Annotated in this window: 16 protein-coding genes; 8 read left to right on the top strand and 8 right to left on the bottom strand. The window is 46.7% G+C overall.

Going from position 1 to position 24,464, the window contains the following annotated elements; translation table 11 throughout:
- Window positions 1–204 precede the first annotated feature (204 nt).
- The 3 genes from AABK39_RS21515 to AABK39_RS21525 form a co-directional block, all read right to left on the bottom strand.
- Window positions 205–2,550: a hypothetical protein gene (locus tag AABK39_RS21515; RefSeq protein ID WP_338395303.1), complete on the bottom strand. Its 2,346-nt coding sequence runs from the start codon at window positions 2,548–2,550 to the stop codon at window positions 205–207.
- A gap of 579 nt (window positions 2,551–3,129) precedes the next feature.
- On the bottom strand, window positions 3,130–4,326 hold the full coding sequence (locus AABK39_RS21520) for an IS256 family transposase (protein WP_338395317.1): 1,197 nt from the start codon (window positions 4,324–4,326) through the stop codon (window positions 3,130–3,132).
- Between the two features lie 283 nt (window positions 4,327–4,609).
- Window positions 4,610–5,527, bottom strand: a complete 918-nt coding sequence (locus tag AABK39_RS21525; protein WP_338395304.1) for a tetratricopeptide repeat protein — start codon at window positions 5,525–5,527, stop codon at window positions 4,610–4,612.
- Between the two features lie 227 nt (window positions 5,528–5,754).
- On the opposite strand from AABK39_RS21525, the gene AABK39_RS21530 reads away from it, so the two are divergent.
- The gene (locus AABK39_RS21530; protein ID WP_338395305.1) at window positions 5,755–7,056 is read left to right on the top strand and encodes a hypothetical protein; all 1,302 of its coding nucleotides are present in this window, start codon (window positions 5,755–5,757) and stop codon (window positions 7,054–7,056) included.
- Window positions 7,057–7,112: 56 nt separating this feature from the next.
- Window positions 7,113–8,489 carry a hypothetical protein gene (locus AABK39_RS21535; RefSeq protein ID WP_338395306.1) on the top strand — a complete coding sequence of 459 codons (1,377 nt, stop codon included), beginning with the start codon at window positions 7,113–7,115 and terminating at the stop codon, window positions 8,487–8,489.
- A gap of 128 nt (window positions 8,490–8,617) precedes the next feature.
- On the opposite strand, the gene AABK39_RS21540 is transcribed toward AABK39_RS21535, so the two are convergent.
- Together AABK39_RS21540 and AABK39_RS21545 are read right to left on the bottom strand one after the other, a co-directional pair.
- Window positions 8,618–10,255: an alkaline phosphatase D family protein gene (locus AABK39_RS21540; RefSeq protein ID WP_338395307.1), complete on the bottom strand. Its 1,638-nt coding sequence runs from the start codon at window positions 10,253–10,255 to the stop codon at window positions 8,618–8,620.
- Between the two features lie 317 nt (window positions 10,256–10,572).
- Entirely contained in the window at window positions 10,573–10,728 is a 156-nt protein-coding gene (locus AABK39_RS21545; RefSeq protein ID WP_338395308.1) for a hypothetical protein, read from the bottom strand.
- A gap of 16 nt (window positions 10,729–10,744) precedes the next feature.
- On the opposite strand from AABK39_RS21545, the gene AABK39_RS21550 reads away from it, so the two are divergent.
- On the top strand, window positions 10,745–11,953 hold the full coding sequence (locus tag AABK39_RS21550; RefSeq protein ID WP_338395309.1) for a DUF418 domain-containing protein: 1,209 nt from the start codon (window positions 10,745–10,747) through the stop codon (window positions 11,951–11,953).
- 55 nt (window positions 11,954–12,008) lie between these two features.
- Here the strand turns inward: AABK39_RS21550 and AABK39_RS21555 are convergent, their stop codons facing one another.
- Complete coding sequence (locus tag AABK39_RS21555) at window positions 12,009–13,235, bottom strand: hypothetical protein (protein ID WP_338395310.1); 1,227 nt, start codon at window positions 13,233–13,235, stop codon at window positions 12,009–12,011.
- 147 nt (window positions 13,236–13,382) lie between these two features.
- Window positions 13,383–14,642 (bottom strand): hypothetical protein, encoded by a 1,260-nt coding sequence (locus AABK39_RS21560; protein ID WP_338395311.1) that lies wholly within the window; start codon window positions 14,640–14,642, stop codon window positions 13,383–13,385.
- Window positions 14,643–14,959: 317 nt separating this feature from the next.
- Between AABK39_RS21560 and AABK39_RS21565 the strand changes: the two genes are divergently transcribed.
- The 4 genes from AABK39_RS21565 (at window position 14,960) to AABK39_RS21580 (ending at window position 19,046) form a co-directional block, all read left to right on the top strand.
- Window positions 14,960–16,627 (top strand): vWA domain-containing protein, encoded by a 1,668-nt coding sequence (locus AABK39_RS21565; protein WP_338395312.1) that lies wholly within the window; start codon window positions 14,960–14,962, stop codon window positions 16,625–16,627.
- Window positions 16,628–16,839: 212 nt separating this feature from the next.
- Window positions 16,840–17,433, top strand: a complete 594-nt coding sequence (locus AABK39_RS21570; RefSeq protein ID WP_338395313.1) for an FMN-dependent NADH-azoreductase — start codon at window positions 16,840–16,842, stop codon at window positions 17,431–17,433.
- Window positions 17,434–17,454: 21 nt separating this feature from the next.
- Window positions 17,455–17,796, top strand: coding sequence for a YciI family protein (locus AABK39_RS21575; RefSeq protein ID WP_338395314.1), 342 nt, complete (start codon window positions 17,455–17,457; stop codon window positions 17,794–17,796).
- A gap of 65 nt (window positions 17,797–17,861) precedes the next feature.
- Window positions 17,862–19,046 (top strand): RNA polymerase sigma factor, encoded by a 1,185-nt coding sequence (locus tag AABK39_RS21580; protein ID WP_421825172.1) that lies wholly within the window; start codon window positions 17,862–17,864, stop codon window positions 19,044–19,046.
- A 96-nt stretch (window positions 19,047–19,142) separates the two neighbouring features.
- Here AABK39_RS21580 and AABK39_RS21585 read toward each other — a convergent pair whose 3' ends face one another.
- Window positions 19,143–20,954: a hypothetical protein gene (locus AABK39_RS21585; RefSeq protein WP_338395316.1), complete on the bottom strand. Its 1,812-nt coding sequence runs from the start codon at window positions 20,952–20,954 to the stop codon at window positions 19,143–19,145.
- 494 nt (window positions 20,955–21,448) lie between these two features.
- On the opposite strand from AABK39_RS21585, the gene AABK39_RS21590 reads away from it, so the two are divergent.
- Window positions 21,449–24,448 (top strand): T9SS type A sorting domain-containing protein, encoded by a 3,000-nt coding sequence (locus tag AABK39_RS21590; RefSeq protein WP_338395070.1) that lies wholly within the window; start codon window positions 21,449–21,451, stop codon window positions 24,446–24,448.
- The last annotated feature ends 16 nt before the right edge of the window (window positions 24,449–24,464 follow it).

Here is a 24,464-nt window from a genome sequence, read left to right on the forward strand (position 1 = left end):
TCGAAGACAATACAAAACCCTATAATACAACAGGTTAAAACTTCAACAGCCCCAAATGGGAGAAAAATAAAGGCCTGAAATTAGTTTTTTGGGATGCATTGATGTCAATAATAATCTGGACCATTGAGACGAATATTATAACAAAAAACACCGCCGAAAACAGATTTGCTTAACGGCGGTGTTTTTTATTTGTAAAACGCTCTTTTACTGAGGTCTTTTGCTTTTCAATGTCTCCGTTTTGCCCGGAGTTCTTACATAGCCTTTAAGCGTCAGGTCCGCTCCGGATTCGAACTCTGCGCTTAGTCTTAGCGTATTGGCTCCGCTGTCCAGGACCAAGCCTTTGGTATCAGCTTTTATTTTTTTCTTTAAGCGGCCTTTTCCGTCATAGATAATAAACTCGTCACCGCCACGGTAAATCACCGCGCCGTTTGGAGGCAAATCCGCTTCGATTTCCAAGGTCTCGTAGCCGTTGAAATCCAAGATGATTTTTTTGATGGAACCGCTTTTCCCTACAGCGCCCAATGTCAAATAAAGGGGCTGTTTAGTCTTCGAATCCACCGTCGCCGACACGTCATTCGGCTGACCAGGCTGAACCATCAGGTTTGGCAGTTCGAATTCCGTTTTGTCGAAATGGGTCAAAACGTAACTTTGGTCTCCTGTCTTTTTCAGTCTGAATTCCCTGTTTACGTCCTGAAGCAAGGCTTTTTGTTCCTCGCTGAATACGCCCCCAAGTCTGGCCTCTTCCCAGATACGAACGGCCTCGGCGATGGCGTCAAGCTCCGGATTTCCCACAAAGTTTTTGTGTTGGCTGTACAGGGCGTAACCGGCGTCGTAACCCGCCGAACGGGCCAGCATATATTCGAATTCCTCCAGAGTGGTATTTGGCGTCAGCAGAAACCAGCCCAGCATATTCGGCGTGTAGTTTCTTTTCAGCAAAGCCTGATTCTTATAGCGATAATGCCCTTGGCTTTTGGTAAAGCCTCCGTACCATGGCTCTCCCCAGTTCAGGTAGCTACTTGAGTGCCAATAGTAGTGGTTCGACCGCGACGATCCGTTCCTCAATTCATGGCGAACCTCTTTGGTCAGTTGCTCGCTGAAATAATCCATTCCGGATTCTCCTTCGCCGGTACCCCAACCTCCTTCGTGGCCGTCATAGTCGATCTGACCTACGCCGGTATGGTTAAGAAAGCGGGCGAGGTTGGAAACCATCTCTTTTTGCATTTCGAAATCGGGGAAGAACACTTTATAAGGATGGTCCACCAAACGGCCTACCGTAGCGCCTTTGGTATGGGCCGAAGCCTTGGTCCCGAAAACGCCCCGCTTACAACGCAACAACTTATAAGGAGCCTCTTCCGACACGCCAGCAAATTGGATTATCTCATCGCCGATCCGCAAGGCCTGCAGGCTGTTCTTACGGCTATAATCTTCTGGATTTTCGATATAAATCTCACGGTCATCGGCTTTAAGGTCACGGCTGAGTTTGGTAACGCAGAACATCATCAGCCCCGGATGCGGTTTGGGAGTGATAAACGCGTCGTTGGTGGTGATAAAGTTGGTCAGCGTATGGACGCCAATACGGATTCCCCTAGCCTTAGCTTTCTCAACGCAAGCCTTCATTCCGTCCCAACCGTTGGGGAATTGGTTGGGAAGGAGTTCGAAATGTCCCCAAGTCTTGAACGGGTGACCGTGGTAAAGCGTATTATAACCCAGTTTTTCGCAATAGTCCAAGTACTGGTCGATGTTGGCTTCGGTAAAGCTCGTGATCAGATAAGGCTTATTGGCTTCCGGACTGCGTTTGGACCAAACGCCGTTGATGGTGGTGTGCGGAAGCCCCTCGGCCAACTCTATTCTTTCCAAAACATCAAGAACCTTGGGCGTCTCCGTGGCGAACAGCGCAATGGCGCTTCCCTGTATCTTCTCTTCCGGATTGGCCTTTACATGCGCCCGGGGCACCACGCCGTTCCAAATCGTCATCTGCCTTTCCTTATTTCTGTTTAGGCAAAAAGCCTGAAGACTTGCGCCAAACGATTCTTTGGTGGCCGTAGTTCCGCGTGACGGATCCGTTCCGTCCAGGTTCTTGAGCTTACCGCCTGTAGTTTTGGCGTTAAGGCTCTGGATACCGAAAGCCTGTTTCGCGTCGCGGATCACGCCCACATATTCGCCTACAGTCTCGGAAACGGTTGTCGGGAACGGGCCCCACAACACGGCGTCTATCTTGCTTTCGCCCTCAACCTTGGCCAAGTCAAAACGAAGATAACCTTTCTTTTTCGCGCTCTGAACTGTCAGCTTAATTCCCTGCCCGAAATCAAAACGGCAACTGTTTCCCTTCCAACGGACACTAGTAGCCGTAAGCGTGTCCGAACCTTGCTTTATGCGGATAAGATGCGCCTTCATATTGGCGGGCATCAATTCGGAAAGCCCTTTTATGGATGTTATCTGTGCCTTGGAGTCAAACTGCAAGGTCAGGCCCTGAGTCGCCAAACGCTTTTGGGCATATAAGCCAAAAGAGGCCCAAAGCGTCAGCGCTAATGTCAAAACAAAATTTTTCATAACAGTTGATAAAAATGGAAAAGTAAAATCCGCTTACAACACGGAATATGTCGCAAGAATAAACCGAGATGGTTAACTGAACGCTTAATAAGAGCCATTCGGTATAGAAAAAGAGTGATATTGAAAGGTGTTTTTTGTAAAAAACATGTCTTTTAGCCAGTTATAGAAACCGTTTCCCCTTCTGTCCGCTTGATCCGTTACCAAAAGGGGTAATAAAGGGTTAAAGGGATGACGATTGGAAAGAAAAATAGGACCTCGCCCATCGACAAACAAACCAATTAACAACTAATAATCAACACCTTATAAAGTAAGATTAACTAAAAAAGCAACCACTATCATTTCTTGTCTATTTCTAAATATGAGGGTTGAATTTCACCCAAAATAGAAAGAAAAATATCAAAATAAGAGGGATGGAGAAAGCGACACAAAAAGTGAAAGAGAGATTTTTAAATATAGAGATTCAAAGGTATTTGTTAAAACCCAAAAAGGCATAAAGCAATGTAGAGACAAGGATTCCCCAGTCGACACTGTCTCAAAAAGTGTGTAAACTCAGAATGTCGGAATTAGGCCTTGTCTCGCCTAGATTTTGATTCTGTCCTCGAATATAACCAAAAACTGATTAAGGATCATGCCCCAGTTCCTCACGGGCATGGTCCATTTTTTTGTGGCTTCCCTGATCGCGAGAAACACCGTTTTGACCACCGCCTCGTCCGTGGGGAAGGAGAGTTTGTTTTTGGTGTATTTCCTGATCTTCCCGTTGAGGTTCTCGATCAGGTTGGTGGTGTAGACGATTTTCCTGATCTCCAGCGGGAAACCCAGGAAGACGGTCAGCTCGTCCCAGTTGTCCCGCCAGCTTTTGACGGCGTAGGAGTATTTGTGTTCCCACTTTTGGGCGAAATATTCCAGGGCCTGTTTGGCCTGGGTCTCGTTTGCCGAGTCATAAATGGCCTTCATGTCTTTGGCGAATTCCTTTCTCTCTTTGTGCGCAACGTATTTGAAGGAGTTCCGCACTTGGTGCACGACGCATATCTGCGTGGCGGTCTGCGGAAATACGGATTTTATCGCTTCCGTGAAGCCGGCTAGGTTGTCGGTGGCGGTGATCAGGACGTCCCGTACGCCCCTGGCTTTCATGTCCGTGAGCACCGACATCCAGAACGAGGCCGATTCGTTCTTGCCCAGCCAGAATCCCAACACCTCCTTTTTTCCGTCCGTACGGAGCCCCACGGCGATATACACCGCCTTGTTGACGACTTTCGAGTTCTCCCTGACCTTGAACACCAGCGCGTCCATCCACACGACCAAATAAACGGGATCAAGCGGGCGGTTCTGCCAAGCGACGATGTCTTCGGTGACCCTGTCCGTGATTCTGGAAATCGTCGCGGGGGACACTTCGATCCCGTACGCCTCCGAGACCTGTTCCCGGATATCGCTGTTCGACATGCCTTTGGAGTAAAGCGAGACGATGACGTTTTCCAAACCGTCCACCATGCTTTTGCGCTTGGGCACCAGCATCGGGGAAAAGGTCCCCTCGCGGTCGCGGGGAACACGGATTTGGCTCTCGCCGAAGCTTGTCCTGATTTTTTTCGACCCGTGGCCGTTGCGGTAGTTCCCGTCCTCGCTCTTGCCGTGTTTCCCGTTGCCCAGATGGGCGTCCAGCTCGCCTTCGAGCATCGCCTCGACCGCGTTTTTCTGGAGCCGTTTCAAAAAATCGCCGAGTTCCTCGGCGTTGCCGAACTCCTTGAGGAAGTCTGCGGACAACACGTCTTCCTTGCGAATGGTTTTCTCGTTCTTTTTCATGTCTGAATATAACTTGTTGAAGTATATTCCCGACATCCTGAAACCTATACGAATGAAAATGGGAGTGTCCCCTGCCGGGAGGCTCCTCATTTTGTCAGTCAGTTTTCGGAGACGCTATCGCTCCTCCGAGAAACTGACTGACAAAATCGAGGGAACTTCCCCGCTTCGCTCATATAAATTTCATTTACACACTTAATGAAACGGTACCCCCCAGTCTCTACATGTATAATTTCTTATCTTCAAATTCGGATTTGCAATTAGGCTATTGTAGATACTTTTCACAATACTCGCCTTTCAGCTTCTCCACCTCATCCCCATAACGGTCTTTGAAACCTAATTTTTCGGCAGCGTCTAATGCCTCACAAGCTTTGCGTTTCTTTTTCTTTTTTAAGAAAATCTTCGCCTTAATCATATGGGCGTAAGAGTTTGTCGGATAAATAGAAATCGAGGTCTCGATGTCTTCCATCGCTCCTTTCAGATCGCCTATCTCCAATTTACTGAAGCTCCTATTACTAAAAGCCAACGGCTGCTTGGGGCTAATTCTCAAAGCTTTGTCAAAACATTCGATAGCCTCTTTATGCATATCGTGCTTCTGGTACTTAAAACCCAGATTCAAGTATCCCGGAAAATATTCAGGGTTATTTTTCACAAGTTCTTTTAAGTGTTTCCAAGCCTCATCCGGTCTGCCAACTTCATCACATACCGCAGCCAAATTACTTTTTGCGTTTAGGTTCTTAGGGTCAATCCGACACGCATATACTAGGTCAGAATAAGCCCCGTCATAATCCATGAAATTAGCCTTGTTGCCACCCCTCATTGTAAGAATTTCGGATCGAACACTGTCCGTTACGGCTTTTTCATATGCCACGGTTAAGACTTTCGCCGATTCGCGAAAACCGCCCACCGATGACAAGGCCTCCGCTTGCCCTACATATAAAATCACCGAATCAGGCATTAAGTTTATGGCCTTCCTTAGGGTCATTCCAGCCTCTTTAAATTTTCCCAAAGAGAACAGATAGTGAAACTTTTTATAGTAAACCTTAGCCCTAAGGTTATCCTTTAATAAAATGGAATCCAGCTTTGCTAATTCGCTTTGGAGGTCTTGCTTCGAACTGTTGTCTTGACCTTTAAGAACCATTGGAGCCAAGAAAATAAACACTACAAATAAAAAATTACGCATATTAAGTTAGATAAGTATCTCCGACAAAGTAGCTTACGCTTCCGGAGGAATTAGAACATAAAATTAGTGCAAAATAGAATACTAATACCGCTATTACACCATACCACGGATGGCCTATTAGGCCAAACAAAAACAAATTTGTAACTCTTCGATTAAAAATTACACCGACACTAAATTTATTAAATAATAGCCAAAACCCAACACTCCCTTCCGCTGAACAAACCAACATGTGGACCCTAAGACAAACACCATCCCACACCACACAAAAGACGCAAACGGATGTGGACGCGGGCCTTTCTACCCCAAGACCCTCTAAGCGAGAGCATCCGATGAGTTCCGATAAGTTCAGGGCTGAGCTTGAGGCGGAAGATCCCGAACTTTTCCAAACACGGGCCATCGCCGATCCTTTTATCATTTCTTTGGAAAAAGAACTTGACCTTTATGCCCAATTGGAGGCTTGCGAAGAAGAACTACGGCTTTGCCACCCTTTTTGGAGCTTTGGCCAAAGCCTTGAAAAATTTATAGACCGGCAACAGGCCCTATTCGACCAGAAGTTTATGGCTTTGGATCATATGGAACACGCTATCTACCATTGGTACTCCATTCGGCCTGCCAGATACTTGGAAGAGGAAAGGCAAAGGCGCCCTTTTTCAAAAAGTGTATTCGCTTTACTGGACCGTCTGGCCGAAGAGCACCGTAAACTTACCGCAAGGCTTATCGACGAACGTTTGGAAATCTGGACTCCCGACCGCGACAAGCTTCCGCTGGAAGAGCAGTACGAACTGCAAAGCCTGTGGCGACGGATAGTATACGGATCCGGAACATTATCTATTTCGGGACATAATATGGACGAAGAAAACGATGACTACCGTAACGACCAGCTAGCCAACATCATGAAGTTGCTTACGCGCCCGGCTGGCCGGCAACTAATAAGCCAAATAGATTCCGGAGGCAAACGCGTAAGCGTATGCCCGCCAAAAAATAACGAGGGTGACGACCACTGCAAACCCGACACTTGGTTTAGGCCCAACTACGCGGCCATCAATACCGCGCTTCCTTTTGACGAATCAAACCCAATTCCCGCCGATCTGGCACCGACGCCGGGTCTCGGTTTTCCATCAAAAGTGGTAATCTCCGACCCTAGACAAAAAACGCTGGACAGTTCGTTTTACGCCACCACAGACTGGACTTACGACGACCCATCCGAGTATCGGAATGTCCCTTACCAACAAATTCCCGTAAATGATGATATTAGGCCACACCGCACTCCGGGATCCGTGACTTTTACCACTCCTTTCGTAGATTTGGCCCACGAACTGGGCCATGCCCAACACAACCAGCAAGGACTCAGTATAAAACATCTTCACGCCGAACGTTTCCGCCGCCAGCCCAAATGGAAATACTGGACAAATCTCTCGGAATACGCCGTAATCAACCATTGGGAAAATGGCGTTAGGCAAGAACACGGAGTACCGTCACGTCTCTTTCACCTTACCACTCCACTCAAATTCAGGGATTTTCTTTCCTGAGTCACATTCCCGCCTGCCGAACCATTTTGCGTTGACCGGGTTTTTTATCCTGTTTTATGTTCAAGCGAAGCCTACGCACAAAAGTCAGGATACCGCCCCTTGCCTCCGGCGCCACAGCCGTCACGCCCCCCTTACAGCTTATGCCCCTTTCCGTGCCCGAACAGGAATGGTTTGAGCCGCAACGTTTCGCTATTGACGCCTTTGACCGCTACCTGATGATTCCCTCGTCCCGCTATCCGCACCTTACGGTAATGTTAGAGCGTTGCGATTACCGCGAATCCGAAACTCTGCTGACCGTCAAGCGCATGCACTACTCCAAAGGCCCTACGCATCCGCGGTATTTTTACGAAGAGCGCCAAGGGAAATTCAAGGCCCTGTATTCCCACGCCGACCAAGAAAGCGTAGACCGAGAGGTCAACTCCCTGCTGGCCGAAGCGGGCTTTGACAAACTGCGCGTAAGTCCCGGAAGCTGGAGCCCCGCCGAGCAGGACACCGACTGGCGAAGGCGGGAATGGGAAGCGCCCCGAGAGAAAAAGCCCGAAGTATCCGCCGAAGAGACTGTTTCTGTTTTACCAGAAGAGACGGAAGAGGAAAAACGCCAGCGCAAAACTTTCGAGATCAACATTCTCCTTGAGCTGGCGGACGAATACCTTGAAGGCTACGGCCAAGGCAAACGGGCTAAAATAAACGCCGAACTGGAAGAGACTTTCGAAATGGTGTCCAGGTTTCCGGATACGGCCAGCATGAACAAAGTGGCCGCTCAGATTAACGAGCGGGGACATTTCTCCGATTTTTCGAAAAAAAGCCTGCGCCAACACGACCTTGACGTTTACCTCTGGCGCTACGAACGCTGTCTGGAACTGGTGGAAACAAGAGCCTATCCGCCTCTGGAAGAATACCTGGACCGCATGCGAATCCCTTATAGCGTGGAAGCCGCCGGCGAAGACGAACTTATAGACGGTGTGGAAAGCCAAGCCGTTTGGGCCGTTCACGCTTATTATTACAAATTCCTATTTTTGGAACTCGGCAACGAATTCAGAAAAATGATCGGCATCCTCGGTCATTTGCTCCCGGCTATCCACGCTTTCAACGATCCTTTTATGCGAGATTTGCTCAACTTCAAACCTGCTCATTCCCGCCTATTGGAATGGCAAGACGCCCTGCAATATTACCGAAGCATAGAACCGTGGGTAAGACAGGCCGAAAAGGAAAGAACGCTGATGGTTTCGATCCTGAAAACCGTGGCCGAAGAGGAGCACGTGGAAAAACGCCAACATATCCTAATAAAAAAAATATACGAGAAGCTCCGCCAACACGCCGACCGGCTTTTCGAAGAACTACGGGGACATTCGGGCTATACGGCACCCAAAGTCCATTATCCTTACAAACCTATTTTTGAGGATGTGAAACCTATTGAGAATGGAAAACCGTAATCGAAAGAGATGAAAAACGTGAAAACAGGGGCCTCCCGTCTCCACGTTTTTATTTTATTCCATTGAAAACAAAACAGATACAGACTATTTATTCTGTTCTCTTTACGCTTTACAAAGAATCACCTAACCTATATTTCTTTCTCCATAGAAACCGTAACCGGCCAGCCGGCAAACTGCTTGGCGTCGGGCGAGGTTACGTCCACGTTTCTTGGCCAGCATTCGAAGGTAACTTCGCGCTTTTCCTTATCGAAACGGATCAGGCCATAGCCCGCCCCGTTCGAATCGGTGTCGGGATTGGCGTAGGCGTGCATGGTAATGCGATTGTCGAAGCCGTCACGGTATTGGCCAGTCCAAGGTAGTTTATCATTGCCGTTTTTACCGGCTTTTTCGTCGGCAGGCCACCACCAACGGCTATAAATACTATTCACTATCGCAGGCCCCACAAAAGCCCATGGCCCGTCGTCAAATTCGTCGATCCCATGGCGAACTACAGTAGCCAAATGCTGGTCACCGGCAATGTGTACGGCATTAGCTCTTTTAATCGCTCTTAGAGCTTTGTTTCGTCCGGTTTGTGGCCACCCATTCGAATCCATATCGGCGTGCAAACGCTGAGCCTTTTTACCATGAAGGTGCGCTCCGCCACAGAATCCCGTCTGCGACAAAACCGCTTTCATATTCTGGGTTCCAGTCTTTCCCCAAGCGTCCAAAAAGGCCAACTGGCGATCGCCCAACAGTTTAAGCCCCTCTACATCAATTGATTTCGGGTCGTAATCAGGATTGAGGATATGGTCCGGTCTCGGGCCTTGCTGCGGTATTTTTCCCTTTGGCCCGGACTTAAACTTACGGTCTTCGATTATGGCGAAATCCACGCCGCCCACTACCAGGTTAGTATAATATACGCCTATACCGCGCAACACCGGAGTAGGGTCATAAGGATCTGGCAGGTTGGCCGTTTGGCAACGCTCAACCATCTTCACGTATTCCGGGTGGAAAAAATATCCGCCGTCATTTCCGGCCGACGAAGAGGCTTTCTTACCGCTTTCGCCCCAAAGGTTTCCTTGCCCGATATCATGGTCATCGGGAATACTGATGCACGGACGATTGCGGAATGTTTCCCTAAACTGCATCCCGAATTTCAGCCAAGCGGCGGTATGCTCCTTATGGTCGTAAGACTGGTCCCCGGCAAAAAAAATCAGATCGGGATTCTGCGCTTCAATATTGCGGACATATTTATCACGAGGGCCACGGTCCTTTTTACTGTTACAGGAAAGCGCTGCCAAAACGATATTCTTCTTGTTGACAGGGTCTTTGCGCACAAGCCCTTCAAAACTTGCCTTCTTCCCATGCAGGATTCTGTAAGGCACATCGAGCGAATGGTCCCAATTCTCCACCCTAAACAATGCGGACCATCCCAAATCGTTTACCTTTTCCCGCGCTATTTCCGTCCACTTGCCGTCACGTTTTACCTCAAGCCGTACTTCGCGGGTCTCGTCAGGGTATAAAGGAAAAAGTTGAGCCGACAGCTTAAGCGTCCCGTTTGATACGGTATAAAGACCGAAGGCCACCACATCTTCTCGCTTTACCTTCAAATCGATGATTCCCCCTTGTTTCCGGTTCCACCAATCATTGATGGCCAGAATATCCACATTCTTAAACGGAGCAATTACTGGCGGTTTCATTTCCGACAGGTCCCTATTCTTTTTACTTGAACAGGACATTCCCGCCAAACAGGCCATAAAGAACAAGCCAATCCAAAAAACTCTCATAGTTTAATCATTAATTAATAAAAAAAACAGCTAGACAAAACACAAACAACTGTAAAACAACGTATTCCGCCATAGGGCAATTATATCCAATGTCACTTACACACTCGGTCAAAACTTACCTAAAAACCCGAAAACTGTGCCCGGAAAACATAATTGACAAGATAGATACGCCAATTGGGATCAATATGCAGTAAGTAAAAGCATGTGACGAAAGGCTGAGAAAGGACTGCCTCCGGCTAGCCATAAAGAAACCGCATTGTCATCGCAAAGTAATTTTCCAACACAAAATGTATCCAATAGCCGGAACCGTGGGACACTCACCTACGATGCTGTGGTTTTTCGTTTTTCGCAAGCGTTTCGTCCCTCGAATTAGCCAAATCGTTACTTTGTCTCATCGATTTTTTGGGCGGACCAGCCACTTGCGCTTGGTCTTTCCGGCATATTGCCGTGTTATTTTCGTTCGTTTTTTTCATTATTTTAAAAGTAGCCATGGATTCAAAAAAGCGACTTGTGTTAGTCGATGCGCTCAGGGGATGGGCGCTATTTATGATCGTATTGATTCATTTTGTCGAAAAGTTTAATTTTTACATCCCGCCTGAAGTTAACTGGTTATTTTCGCCAGAGACGGATCGGGCCGTATTTGAGTACACATTCCTGTTAATCAGCGGAAAAGCATATTCCATATTCGCTTTATTGTTCGGGTTAAGCTTCTTTATTCAGCTCAACAACCAAGAGTCGCGTGGCGTGGATTTCCGAAAGCGCTTTCTTTGGCGCCTGTTCGTCCTGATGGTATTGGGGCTTGTTCACTCCCTAGTCTATGACGGTGACATTCTCTCGATGTACGCGATTATGGGCTTTCCCTTGGTCGCCTTGTACAAGGTTCACAACAGGTATCTAATTGCGTTGGCCGTATTGCTGATTATACAAACCCCTCTGCTGGCGGAGTTCGGGAAAGCCCTGTTGGATCCGGATTATGTCCGCGTAAAAGCTTTTGGCACAGGGTATTGGCAAGAGGGAAAGAAGGCCTTTGCCGAAGGGAGTTTTTGGGATGTGATTTCTTTCAATTTTTGGAAAGGAAGAATGCAATGCTGGTCCTGGACCTATTATACCGGGCGCTTTTTCCAGCTCTTCGGCCTATTCCTGATCGGGTTGGTATTGGGCAGAAAAGGATTCTTTAACAATATCAAGAAATACAAGAAAGCGCTAACCGTAACTTTAGTAGTATCGTTGATCATGGTCGGAGTATTTTATACACTGGAAAAAATGACCGGAAGCTTCGGATTCAGCAAAGGCCAACACAGACTTTTCTCTCTTGTCGTAGACTCTTACGGTGATTTTTCTTTTATCGTTTTGATAGTCACTATTTTCTCTTTGGCATATATCAAAACACCTTCGGCCCGTTTTTTTACCGCACTGGGCACATACGGAAAAATGAGCTTGACCAATTACGTTACGCAAGGCTTCCTCGGCCCCTTTTTCTTCTACGGTTTCGGGCTCGGCATGTGGCGTTACTTCGGTGCTACATGGTGTCTGATGTTAGGTTTTTTGTTCTTCGGTTTACAACTGTATTTCAGCCACCGTTGGTGTCAAAAATTCCACTATGGGCCTATTGAATGGCTGTGGCGAGCCTTGACGTATATGGATTTCAGTATTCCGAATAAGAAAAAGGTTGTGGAGAAGGAAGTCTTGGAAGTTTAGGTATGATCTTGGAAGAGTGTAGGCAGGGAATCCCTGCCTACACATCATTAAATATTTATATTTTTAATTTTCTTATAAATACGAATTCCCTCCATATTAGGTATAACAATAAAAAATTCAACGCTATAACCAACAATGACCATAGCTGAAACTCTAATCGCCACCATGGGGGGCCGTCATAGTCAGATCTTTTTGAGCGTGTCCACGCTATAAAAACATCTCCGATATCAAGATAGCCACCCAAAAAATATTTCTTCCCATCCTTAATATCCGGAAAGCCAAACTCCTCTATCCCGTTATTTAATTCTTTAACCAATTGAAAATCCCCATTCGCAAAAGCCGCCCTTGACGCGACGATAGTCGAAGCTGTCCCTATATCCCAAATTACAGGACCGGAATCAATATCTCCCGTACCCTCTGCCCCTCTAGGGTATTCACGGATAGCACTTAAGCCTAGCCTTTTCTCCAAAAACATCGATTTGAAAACGGCATATTGCTCTCTTGAAAATGAATGATCAATTTCAGGGAGAAAAGACAATATCAGACTTTGAGAAGAGCCTCTCGCTTCCTCCAGAACTTCGCCTGTCCTCCAATAAACGGAATGCGGAATCAATCCACTTGAATCCAATCGTGCCTTTACGTGTGATATCCAATTCTTTAACACCAAGTCATATTTATCCGGAAAAATCCTGTCATGGATAGCCAATGACGATACACAAACACATACATCAGCAGGCCAAGCTTCAGCAGGATATGTCTCTAAAAAAGGAATTTTTGATATACGAAGAGCATTTGATACACGCTCGCAGTTTTCTTTAAATATTTTAATTTCGGCCTTATCCCTTTTATTGATTGGCAACACTTCCAACTTTCGCCCTAAAAGACGATTACTCCAACCGGTATAAAACGCTCCATACTTCAACAGCGTTTCACCCATGAAGATTGACAGTGACTCCTCTGTCCCAATTACGGCCAGAGCATTATCGATCTCATTGATGCCTTCCCGGTATAGTTCCGAATCCGGATCAAGTTCGGATATGAAATCACACCAAGCCAAACCATATAACGATTCGAAAAACATAAGGCCTTCAGGGAATATATCCTGCATTTTTTGTGATGCTCCCGCCTCTCTTCTCGCTTGTAAGTATTTTAATTGGCTGTAAAGCTCATGGTCATAAACCGTATATTCAGGCGAAAAGTATAATCGAAAATTTAGCCCCAATACAAAATAAAAAACAAGAAGGATCAGCGCTGAAAAAATCAATCTCGCAAATATTCTCATACCTCTAAAAAAATACTATCAACAATATTCAAATAACCGTTCCAAGATAAACAGGATTGCCGAATGTAAAAAATATAATTATTCCATTTTCAGACTATTAAACATTCTATTAATAACCTTTGCCATTTGTCACCTGCGAAAGCTCTCTTACTCCCGTCGGCCTACCCAATTATACTTATACTCCGGTAGCCCATGTTCCCTCCTGATTTCGTTTAGCCGGACACTTACGGCCAAGTGCATCGGGGTTTTCCAACCGGACAACTCAGGGATTTGAGGATAAATGCTTGCGTCGTTATGCTCGGGAGCTTTCCAAGGCTTCCGTTTATATAGATGGATCAGCAAGGCTTCAGCCACATTTATAAAAAGGGGCGAGAGCACGTAATGACCTTCGGTCTCCCTAAACCGCGGCGAGGCCTCAACTTCCACCCAATCGTCTATATTGCCTCTTTTCGATCTTTTTCCCTTTTTCGGAGTTTCCGGTGCGGGAGCTATGGACATCTCATGAAAACTTACGTCAAAGTGACGCTCCCAATCGGTGCCTTTACGCAAAAAGGTGGAGTCCTTTGTCTCCGCGTCCACCGGGACTTTACAAATCGGCATCGGCTTGGTCTTCATGTCCAAAGCCTTGGTTTCGGCCGTAGGTTTGGAAATCTCGCCCATACAGTCCCCTACTGGCTGGGAGGCTCCCGCAGTGGGATAAAACATGGTCGACGGGAAATCAGTTTCGGTCACATCGTCAAGAAGCTTCCTGCCGGCCGGAGCGGCCATTAACCTCATAAACGAGGCCCGAATATGGTAACTGAAATTCGGCGATTTGTCACCGTCCATGCACCCTTCCAAATATTCGCATTTACCCAGAAAATGATCGTCGTTCGACACAGTCCACAGACCGTGGGGTACGCAATTAGGGCCCATTGGGGTAGAGTATTTGTCTATAGACCATGGTGGCACTCCCCTCCTATTGACTAGGCCCCACATGGCATAGGCCCAGCCTATTTCGTCAAGCGTATCGAACATTACCCGAAAGAATACGTCCCGAGTTTCATTGCCACTATAGTCCTGTTTTTCAATGCCCATCCTGTCAAACCAAGCGTACACCGCCCTTGACAAACGCTCCAATACCTCGCTGGGGTCCGTGTACCTTTGCTTTTCCTTCTTTATATAATCAACCATCTCGACATACTCCCGAAGCGGACCCAGTATGTTGTCATACAATTCCTTGTTGTTTTCATAGGCAAGAGCGGGAATATCGGCAGGTATTCTATTCCTAAGGGCCTCGGGGCGCAAAATCCCCTGAATAGGCTTAGCCGTAGGTGAGCTAAGAGGTGGCGCCTTGGCAAGTCCAAATTCGCCAGAAAGGCTTCTGTCATTTGACCGTTTTTGACTTGTTCTTTGCTGAGCGAACATTCTTTCTATCTTAAAGCCAAAGTCAGGTAATTGGTACGCTTGCGAAAAAGAAACACTACTTGCCAGAAGCTCATAAGCTTTATATTAGGAGACCAACTTCGATATCAAGACACAGGGACTTTTGTAAAGGACATTGTCTCAGCTTAAATGTTCGGGCCATAATAATCAAAGGCCTTGCCTTTATCTCATGCCGAGCTCCATTAATTATGTCTAGCGCTTTTTTTTCAACAAACACAAAAGACATTGATTAAATTAGTGCAATTGTTTCTTATTCATATGTCACTGGCTAAGAATGTTTATTTTTTTAACTTCACCCTATGATTAAAAAAATATCCATTTTCGTCCTACTGTTTTTCTTTGCTTTCGGAGCAATACACGCCCAAGACGCCCAAACACGGGCCTCTGTTATGCCGGCCGTCAATAAAATTATCACCGGTATAAATATGCTCACTTACCGTACCCGCATATACCCCAAGTTTTACGGACAGTATTACCGGCGCTATCTCAAAACCGAGAAGGACTTCAAAGGTCCATTTCACAAAAAGGACTTTAGGATTTGGATAAAAAAGACCCGGTTTCAGGACGCGAAGGAGAGTGTAAAGCACCTTCCCGGAAACTGGCCGGATATATTCCAGAAAGATTTGGAAGCTCTGGACAAACTTCAGGTCTCTGAGCCCGCGCTTAACGACTCGTTGGAAATCTTGACCAAAGACCAAGCCTTGCGTGGAGCCCTCCATAAAGAGGTAAAAGAGAAGGTCTTTCGGTTAATGATAACATACCCTACAGAGCACAAAGTGTTAATGGAAAAAATATACCGCCAACTAACGGAAATCAGCTCGAAATACCCGAAACCCGACAAAAGCAACCCTTGGGTCCGGTCCGGTGACCTGATGTTGGAATCTATCGAAAACTCTTTGAAAGTATTGGCCGCGCTCAAAAAAGAACAACCGCCACAGGTCTATAAAAGGTATCTTGACCGGGTGGACAGCATCGCCTCGACGCTTAAAAGCGGGCGCGACGAGCTGTTGCAAGGCTTAAAGACGTACCCGGGCAACGGTATTGACCCCTATTCCAACTTCGACTGGTTTGTTCGTGAACTTACCAAATTCGCAAACTCCGTACGCACATATAAGAAAACATACCGTCACAGCCATCACAACACGGCGCTCTTACACTATAATAATGTGGTGGGAGTTTATAACCGCTTTGTGGTATTAAGTGCCGACTCCACAAACCAAAAAGTTCCGCCGGCTTTTTTGATCAAGCACATCTATAAAAAATGGTTTGTAAAAATCGAAGCTGAGGAATCCGAATCTGACCAACCGGATGCCGGCGTTAAAGAACAAGAGCGGAAACCTCGTGAACTGGTTTCCGAAGTCAGGAAACCGCAACAGAAAGCCGAAAAACCGAGCCGACCTTTGCCCAACAATATCACCGAAAACCTGAACATGGAAGGCTTTAGGCCCAATAACCTGATATTGCTTCTGGACGTTTCGGGCAGTATGAACAAGCCCGGAAGGCTTCCGCTTTTCAAAGAGGCCCTTAAGCAAGTGTCATCCATTATGAGAAAGGAAGACGTGTTTACCGTCGTGCTTTACTCGAACAACGCCCAAGTACTTTTCGAACGCAAACCGTTTACCAGCAAAAAGGTACTGAAACAACTTCTGGCCCTTTCCTCCAAAGGAAAAACGAACGCTATTTTGGGAATAGAAAAGGCCTACCAACTAGCCAACCAAGCGTTTGACGCTTCACAAAACAACAGGATACTGATGATCACGGACGGCGATTTCACATTGCCTCACCGCCTTTTCCAAACCGTCAAATCCCACAACGAACGCGTCCAGTTCTCGGTCTTCGATTTTGGCGAACGAAAAGGCAAAAACGACAACCTGCGTCACCTCGCCAAATTTGGCAAGGGGAGTTATGTGCCCATTAGCCAAGACAACCATATCAGCGCTTTGTTGTATGAGTTGCGGGCGAAGTGATAACGACAAGGTTAAAGTCACTCACCAAAAGCCATAACTATAGCAAGTTGGGCTAAAATAGATACAACTAAATCGCCCATCGGACACATTATTAATGAATTGACCACTTATCCATTTTCCCCGTCATTTCGGGAGTTTTTAATAAAAATGCGGTAAGTATTGTCCCCATTGTTATTCTTCAATCTTCATTAGAGTGAGTACTAAAAATGAAAATGATGAAGTTATTAAAAATTAACTCTAGTGGACGAAGGGGAATGTCGATTAGCCGTCAGAAGGTTGACGAGATTGTTTCCAAATTGTTGGTTAAGTACCCCAGCGCAGATGTTCGGGTTAGGGATACGGCCTATGATAACTTGCCATTTCTTAGCGACCACTTTATTGAGGCCATCTTTCGAAATGATGACTTGAGCGAAGAACAACGAGGCGCTATCCAGCTATCGGATCGGCTTGTAAATGAACTTATGGAAAGCGATATTATTGTAATAGGTGCGCCGATGTATAATTTTGGGATTCCGGCCTGTTTGAAAGCGTATTTTGATTTAATAGCGAGGGCGGGGAAAACGTTTCGATATACCGAACAAGGCTATCCTATCGGATTATTGAAAAATAAAAAGGCGATAGTTGTTATTGCTACAGGAGGGGTTCCAATAGGTAGTCCTATGGATTTTTCCAAAAACTATATTGCCGCTTTCTTGGGTTTTCTGGGCATAGAGGATATTGAATTTATCGCACTGGACGAGAACCGGTTCAAACTTGAGGAAAAAGAGAAAAAAGCCGACGAGAAGTTGGCCATGATATTGAATTAAACGACATAAGAAGCGCATACGATGAAAGAATTCACATTGATCTTTAGGATGAATGACGCATCACGGGTGAAACCCTCTCCCGAGCAGATGCAGGAAAGGATGAATTGGTTGGCGGGCATAGCTTCACAAAATAAACTCGTTGACAAGGGCAATTCGCTATTGCCGGACACCAAGAGTGCCAAAACTGTCATGTCCGAAGATCTTGTTACTGATGGACCTTACACGGAAATAAAAGAGTTCATCGTTGGTTATGTCATAATAAGGGCCGAAGATATTAATGAAGCCGTTGAGATAGCCAAAGCCAATCCTATTTTTAAGATTGGAGGAAATATTGAAGTCCGGGAAGTCCTAAAGCGGGATTAGTGTCGAAGCGGGATACATCACATAAAGAACTCTTGCCGTATCTGTTTCGGCAAGAATATAGCAAAATGACGGCCGTGTTATGCCGTCATTTTGGGTTAAAACATATTGAAATCGCCGAAGACATCGCCAGTGACACGTTTTTAAAGGCATCCGAACATTGGGCCATCAATGGAATCCCTGACAACCCGACAGCTTGGCTATACACTGTCGCAAAAAATAAGACCAAGGATTATTTGAAGCATACCTCTGTCTTTGATACCAAAGTCCGTCCACTCTTGGATTCCGATGACGATGCGTTGCCGATTGATTTTGAAATTAACCCCGAAATCATATCCGATAGTCAGCTAGCGATGATTTTCGCCACTTGCGATCCAAATAACTCCGTCGAATCCCAAATTTGTTTAACGTTGCAGGTTTTATGCGGGTTTAGCGTAGAAGAAATCGCCAACGCTTTTTTGCTCAAAAAAGAAACAATCAAGAAACGTCTACACCGGGCACGGCTTAATCTCAGAAACAGTGATTTCCAAATCAAAACCCTTTGTGAGAAAGACATTCGTTCAAGGATGGTAGTCGTATTGCGCAGTATCTATTTGCTGTTCAATGAAGGTTATTTTTCCAAAACCAACAATCGGCTTGTTCGAAAAAACCTTTGTGCGGAAGCCCTTAGATTAGCCTTGGTTCTAACCGAAAACGAGCTGACCAACACACCTCAGACCAATGCCCTAATGGCCTTAATGTGTTACCAAAGTTCACGGCTGGAAACAAGGACAGACACGCAGGGAGAGGCAATCTTGTTCGAGGAACAAAATAGGGATTTGTGGGACCAGGAATTGATCGAAAAAGGCAATTATTATTTGGTGGAAGCATGTACCGGAAATGAAAGATCAAAATACCATTTGGAAGCGGGCATCGCTTATTGGCACACCACTCCGACAGACGAAAATAAATGGCGTCATATTCTGCATTTATACAATCAACTTATATTGATTGAATATTCCCCTGTCACGGCCCTAAACAGGATCTTTGCTTTGTCCAAAGTATACGGAAAAACAAAAGCCGTCCTGGAAGTCGAAAAATTAAAGCTAACGGATATCGGTTACTATCACGAACTCTTGGGATACTTATATTCAGAGGATAACCCTGCAAAAGCAATTCATCATTATCAAAAAGCTATAGGACTAACAAAATCAAAAATTGAACAACACACCTTGAAAAAGGAAATCAATCGGCTTAGCGAAAAGAATCGATAATCCGGGAGCCAGATATAAAGCCTAGTGTTACTTTATTCTCCTTCCAAATACGCAACCAACGCCAGGCTACCAATCAACCACCTCACCCCAAACAGGCTAATCTCCTCCTGCTTCCTCTTTTTCGGGCAGATCCACCTTTAGCCTTTGGCGCTCGTCTCCGGCCACACTCATCACAAAGGCTTTGGTCACATTGTCCACCATATCGCGGACTCTGGCTTCATCAGGGGTAAACTCCTCCATCTCACGGCCCCAGAACTCAGTGTCCGCAGGAGGTTTTTCCTTGGGTTTGGGCTCTGGTTCCGTAAGAAACGGCACCGCTTCAGGTGAAGACACACCGTCCGTTCCCCATAACCCCTCGGACTCTTCCCCTCCCACCAAAACCATATCGTCATCGGTGAACGGCGGAATGGGACTGTTGAAATTTGGCCGGAAAAAGTCCACCCCATAACGCTCAAACAGACGCATGGCGGTCCGGATGGCCAGAGAACGTTTTCTCAGCTTTTTCTTGGCCAAATCAGCCATAATCTGCATCCTAAGCCCCAGAAAACCATAACGCTCTCCGCTTACCAAACGTTGTTGGTGCTTTTCGAAATGCTCTATCCAGTCCACCACCTGTCCCGAAAGCCCCGCTTTCCCAAACCCTTCGCATAGCTGGTGCATTCTTTTCAGGTCTTTCTTGTCCACCGCTTTTCCTTTGGTCATTTCCGTCAATTGACCGTTTACTCTCTGACGCAATTGTTCCAGCTCGCGCCATTGTCCGCCTTTCCAGTCGAAAAAAAACTTATTCGCCTCATGCTCGGTCACGTATCCGGATACACGCTCCAGAAAACGGCCGACACTGGCTAGCATTCTGTCGTCCATCTCCCACACGTTCTCGAATCTGGCGTCATGGCTCCAGCCCGCCCCTTTCGCGAAACGTTCGGTCATCAGAAGGTTATCTTCTCCGAAGTAGTCAGGGTGGCGCCGGATCATTGACTCCACAAACTCCTTCACCCTCCGAAAACCCGCCTCGCTGACAATCCTGATCACTATGGTATCCGGGCGGGAATGCAGATTCTGCAAAGGGGAGATACTGATTTTCGATACGTTGGTTGCGCCTTGTCTGTCAGCCCTGTCAATAAAGGGTATCAGCTCCCGCAAGACATTCAACAGCTTGGAACCGATCACGTTCAACGCTATATCATACTGAAAAGGCAGGGAACGGGGCTCGAGCTTCGGCGCGGCGGCTTCCGACAAACCGTCTTCCTCCGACCGTCCAAAAATATTCATAAAATGTCCCGGCCGGAAATTCTTGTATTGCCGGGCCGTAGCCAGCTCCGAATGCTTAAAAGTGTATTTCTTGGAATCCAGATATTGCATGCTCAACCTGGTATCGGGCGGGCGACGCATCAACAGGTCCATGATTCCTTGGTGAATCTCAAACTGTTTCGTTTCGCCAAACCTCGGCTTGAATCCTTTTATCTTGACAAACAGAGAATACAGGTCCTTTTGCAACACACCATAACCGCCGGTGTACTTAGGGTTGGTACGGTAACGCTGTGTCCATACTTCCTCAAAAACGTCCATCATTTCCCGAAACGAGGCGTTGCTTTCCGTCATCTCCAACACCGTATCCGGCACCCAAAAGTCATCGTAAACACCATGGGCGTAGGCCTGATACCATACGACTTTGTCCTCATCCTCGCCTTTCTCCGTTTTGGTGTCACCATCAAGCGCAAGAGGTTGGTCCGCCGTTAAAAAGATCTTCGGGTTCAACTCAAATCCATCCCCCGACCGGAAATAGCCCGGCGTGCGCCGTCGGGCCCGGGCTTGCAACATCATCGCCTGTATAGGGACCACTCCATCCGTCGGGGCCAGTAACGTTTGTCCCCGAGACTTGCCCTTACGCCCAGCCTTCCGATAGTACATTTATCCTTGGTTTCTCTACGAATCAGCTATAAAACAGGCAAAGTATAAGCCAATCGCGGTTCGCCTACCGCTATTCTAAAAAGAAGAGTTTCACGTTGTCAGAAAGACCTATCCCTTCAAGGGTTTTTCTCTTTGATTCCGACAATAAACCGGTATACTTAATTCAAATACCAATAGGCGTTCCTTTCAGGTTTTAGCCCGAAAAAAATTAATGTTCCCTGTCCCTTCGTGGATTACCTTTTATAGACAACAAATAACCTTCGCCCGGATAAGTGTTCTCCCTTTAGTGGATGTTTTTATTTGAATGATACATGAATAAACATTTATACAACTACACGGTACATATGTAATATTTTTATCCGGGCCATGTTGTGTCTAAGACAAACCTATACCCAAAATTGCGGCAACCATCAACGGATGGTTATTATTTAAGTTTTTTGTTGAAAAATTTGTACGCTATTTCAATGAATCATTTTATTAACAAATGGAAAATTATGATCCTCATTTTTTCCATAACACCGCTTGTCCCCCTTTCGGCGCAAAGCCTGCGCACCGGTGGGACCAACACCTTGGATCCGGCCGAAAAAGACGGCCTGTATATGCTATACGACAGTCTGGGCGGAAAGAACTGGAGAATCGGAAATGACAGGGCCAGTTTCTTCTCGGAACTAAAGTCCCGGACCGAATCCCCCTTTTTCAAAGCCCAAAACGGCACCGCTATCCAACGCGGAACCAAAAACCACATTCGGGAAATTCACTTGGTAAACAACAACCTTTCGGGGAACCTCCCTGACAGCCTGTTTGTCATCAACCCCGACGACTATGGATATAGCCAATCCATTATGTACAAACCGAGGTTTATGGGGGCCACCAATAAACCGCTAAGGCTGAGCCATAACAAAATAACAGGAGTGTCGCCTCTTCTTGGTATTTATGGAACCGAAGGGCCGGAGGGTGTTTTTTTGGATCATAACGAGCTCAAAACCTTTAAGGTAAAACGAAGCACTTACGGCGTGGGGGGCATCGGCAGCAAAGGCATAAACGGTACCTTGGACATCAGTAACAATATGATCAAGAGCCTCACCCCCGCGGATCTGGATTACAACGGAACCGAGTCGATATTGGCCAGAGGGCTTGAACGGCTGAATATCGCGAATAATTTTCTCGACTTCGAAACGCTGATCAAAATCCAAAAACTGGCGGTGGAAACGGTAAACGAAGGAAGAGCTCCGTATGAGGACAAATTCAAAGCGGAAAACGTCACATTATGGCCACAAAGGAAATTGGGAGAAAAACAGCCGGAAATTACCCTTGCCGAAGGCGAGAACCAAGACTTGGCTTTTGCGCTAAAATCCACGAAAAACCGGTACCGGTGGATGCTAAACGGAACGCTATTGCCACTTTCCGAAGGCAAGGCCTATACCGTACTGGATCTCAATCCGGAAAAAGCGGGAATCTACACCTGTTTGGTTACCAATCCGGATTTGCCGGGCGTAACGCTGGAAAGTGTCGATTACCCGGTTTGGCTTAAAAAGGACGGCAACCGGGCTCCGGCCGATTTCGGTATTGATAACGACAAAGCCACACCGTTTGCCGAAACGTCCAACGTAATCGGAACACTTTCGGGCACTGACCCCGACGGTGACCCTTTGCATTTCCGGTTTGTCGATACCGAAAATTACCGGTATAACAACAGTTTCAGAATCGTTAGCGGCAATACGCTTGTGACGGCCGAAAGGATTTTCGAACACGCGTCCATCACCGAGTATACGATAAACATCGAAGCCTACGACCCCTACGGCGGTAAGCTCAGGAAAGAACTGGTAATCAGTCGGATGGATTTACCGAACGGCGTGACATTGATCAAGAATATCGATCTCAGCAACAATACGACGCCGGAAAACGCCACGGACCATGAAATCGGGGAAATAAGCCTGAGAAACGGGAATACGGATTTGATTAACGAATACGATCTGCTATTACCCGACGGCCAACAGGACAACCCGCACTTCAAACTGGAAGGCAATAAACTGAAAACGGCGGAACCACTTAACTACGAAGCCAAAAACGAATATTCGGTATTGGTAAAGGCTGTCCACAAACAGCATCCGGATATATTCGGGCAAGAGTTATTCAGCGTAAGCGTATCCGATAAAAACGACGCCCCGAACGTAATAGCGATAAGCGCCAACACCCTGAAGGAAGACGACCCGGCGGGCACTTTGGTGGGAAGCCTGTTCTCCGTTGACGAGGACCCTACGGACCAAACATTCGTGTTTGAGTTGGTGGATGGTGCGGTCGATAATGCCAACTTCACCATCCAAGGGAATTCCTTGATGAATAAAAAGAAACTCGCCCCTAAGGCCTATACTTTGCGTGTCAGGGTTTTGGATGATGAAAACGCTTCTTTTGAAGACGATATCATGGTGACCGTTCTGGAAACGGATGACAACGGCGGGGTTGACCGGGCACAACCCGTTTTTATGCATTTACAGGATCTGGTAGGTAGAAAAGGAGAGGAAATCGCGCTCACCGGATACTGCTCATCAAACGCCAAGCTCAAATATACGATTGTAACGGGCAGCGAATTCATCAATCTCTCCGACGGAAAAATAGCCTTCGTAAAGCCGGGTATGGCGAGCGTCAAAGCTTATACCGAAGAGACCGAGCACTTTGAAGCGGGTGAATACAGTTTCGAAGTGACGGTATTAGACGCCTTGGTCAAAACCCAAGCCGTGATCAGTCATTTCGATAATATGGCATTGATTCTGGAAAACGGTAAATCGCCCCTAACCGCAACGACAAACTCGGACGCCAAGGTAAAGTTCGAAATCACCGAAGGCCAGAACTTAATAGAACTGAATGCCCCTTACGTGACCCCTTTAGCCTCGGGAAACGCCAAGATAAAAGCCTACGTTCCCGAGAGCGACACGTATACCTCAGCCGAGAAAACCGTTTCCGTCAGAATATTGGCAAACGGCGAGAAAACCGACGCGCCGATTACAAATTTCGATGATTTGTCCAAAACGATGGACGACCCCGATTTCGCCTTAAACGCCTATTCGGATTCGGACGCCAAAATGGAATACGAAATCAAGGAAGGCAATGATGTAATCGGGTTGGACAAAGGACTTGTGTCGATAAAAGGCCCTGGATTGGCCACCGTAAGGGCTTTCACAAAAGCCACCGACTTATTTTACGAAGCGGATAAGTATATCGCCATCAGAGTGGCCCGTACACTGGGCGTAGAGACGGAAACCTCCGCCATTTCCATTTATCCAAATCCGGCAAAAGACCAACTCAGCTTTAGCTTTCCCTCCGCCGAAACCCGCCAGATACGCCTGCGCAACAATGTAGGGCAATGCTACGCCGAATTGTCTTGCGAGAGCCGGGAAGGGTGGATTGACGTAAGCCCGTTGCCTCCGGGAATATATATTCTGACAGTGGATTCCGGTACGGACCGAAAAGCCATTAAGGTACAAATTACAAAATAGAAGAGTGGCTTATACA

This window comes from Fulvitalea axinellae, from assembly GCF_036492835.1.
GTDB classification, from domain to species: domain Bacteria; phylum Bacteroidota; class Bacteroidia; order Cytophagales; family Cyclobacteriaceae; genus Fulvitalea; species Fulvitalea axinellae.

Bases quoted from the DNA above. Each gene is read 5' to 3' on its own strand.
- AABK39_RS21575 (WP_338395314.1), top strand. From the start codon at position 17,455: ATGAAAGAATTCACATTGATCTTTAGGATGAATGACGCATCACGGGTG.
- AABK39_RS21540 (WP_338395307.1), bottom strand. From the start codon at position 10,255: ATGAGAGTTTTTTGGATTGGCTTGTTCTTTATGGCCTGTTTGGCGGGA.
- AABK39_RS21570 (WP_338395313.1), top strand. From the start codon at position 16,840: ATGATGAAGTTATTAAAAATTAACTCTAGTGGACGAAGGGGAATGTCG.
- AABK39_RS21585 (WP_338395316.1), bottom strand. From the start codon at position 20,954: ATGTACTATCGGAAGGCTGGGCGTAAGGGCAAGTCTCGGGGACAAACG.
- AABK39_RS21580 (WP_421825172.1), top strand. From the start codon at position 17,862: ATGACGGCCGTGTTATGCCGTCATTTTGGGTTAAAACATATTGAAATC.
- AABK39_RS21535 (WP_338395306.1), top strand. From the start codon at position 7,113: ATGTTCAAGCGAAGCCTACGCACAAAAGTCAGGATACCGCCCCTTGCC.
- AABK39_RS21590 (WP_338395070.1), top strand. From the start codon at position 21,449: ATGATCCTCATTTTTTCCATAACACCGCTTGTCCCCCTTTCGGCGCAA.
- AABK39_RS21550 (WP_338395309.1), top strand. From the start codon at position 10,745: ATGGATTCAAAAAAGCGACTTGTGTTAGTCGATGCGCTCAGGGGATGG.
- AABK39_RS21560 (WP_338395311.1), bottom strand. From the start codon at position 14,642: ATGTTCGCTCAGCAAAGAACAAGTCAAAAACGGTCAAATGACAGAAGC.
- AABK39_RS21530 (WP_338395305.1), top strand. From the start codon at position 5,755: ATGTGGACCCTAAGACAAACACCATCCCACACCACACAAAAGACGCAA.
- AABK39_RS21565 (WP_338395312.1), top strand. From the start codon at position 14,960: ATGATTAAAAAAATATCCATTTTCGTCCTACTGTTTTTCTTTGCTTTC.
- AABK39_RS21555 (WP_338395310.1), bottom strand. From the start codon at position 13,235: ATGAGAATATTTGCGAGATTGATTTTTTCAGCGCTGATCCTTCTTGTT.
- AABK39_RS21545 (WP_338395308.1), bottom strand. From the start codon at position 10,728: ATGAAAAAAACGAACGAAAATAACACGGCAATATGCCGGAAAGACCAA.
- AABK39_RS21515 (WP_338395303.1), bottom strand. From the start codon at position 2,550: ATGAAAAATTTTGTTTTGACATTAGCGCTGACGCTTTGGGCCTCTTTT.
- AABK39_RS21525 (WP_338395304.1), bottom strand. From the start codon at position 5,527: ATGCGTAATTTTTTATTTGTAGTGTTTATTTTCTTGGCTCCAATGGTT.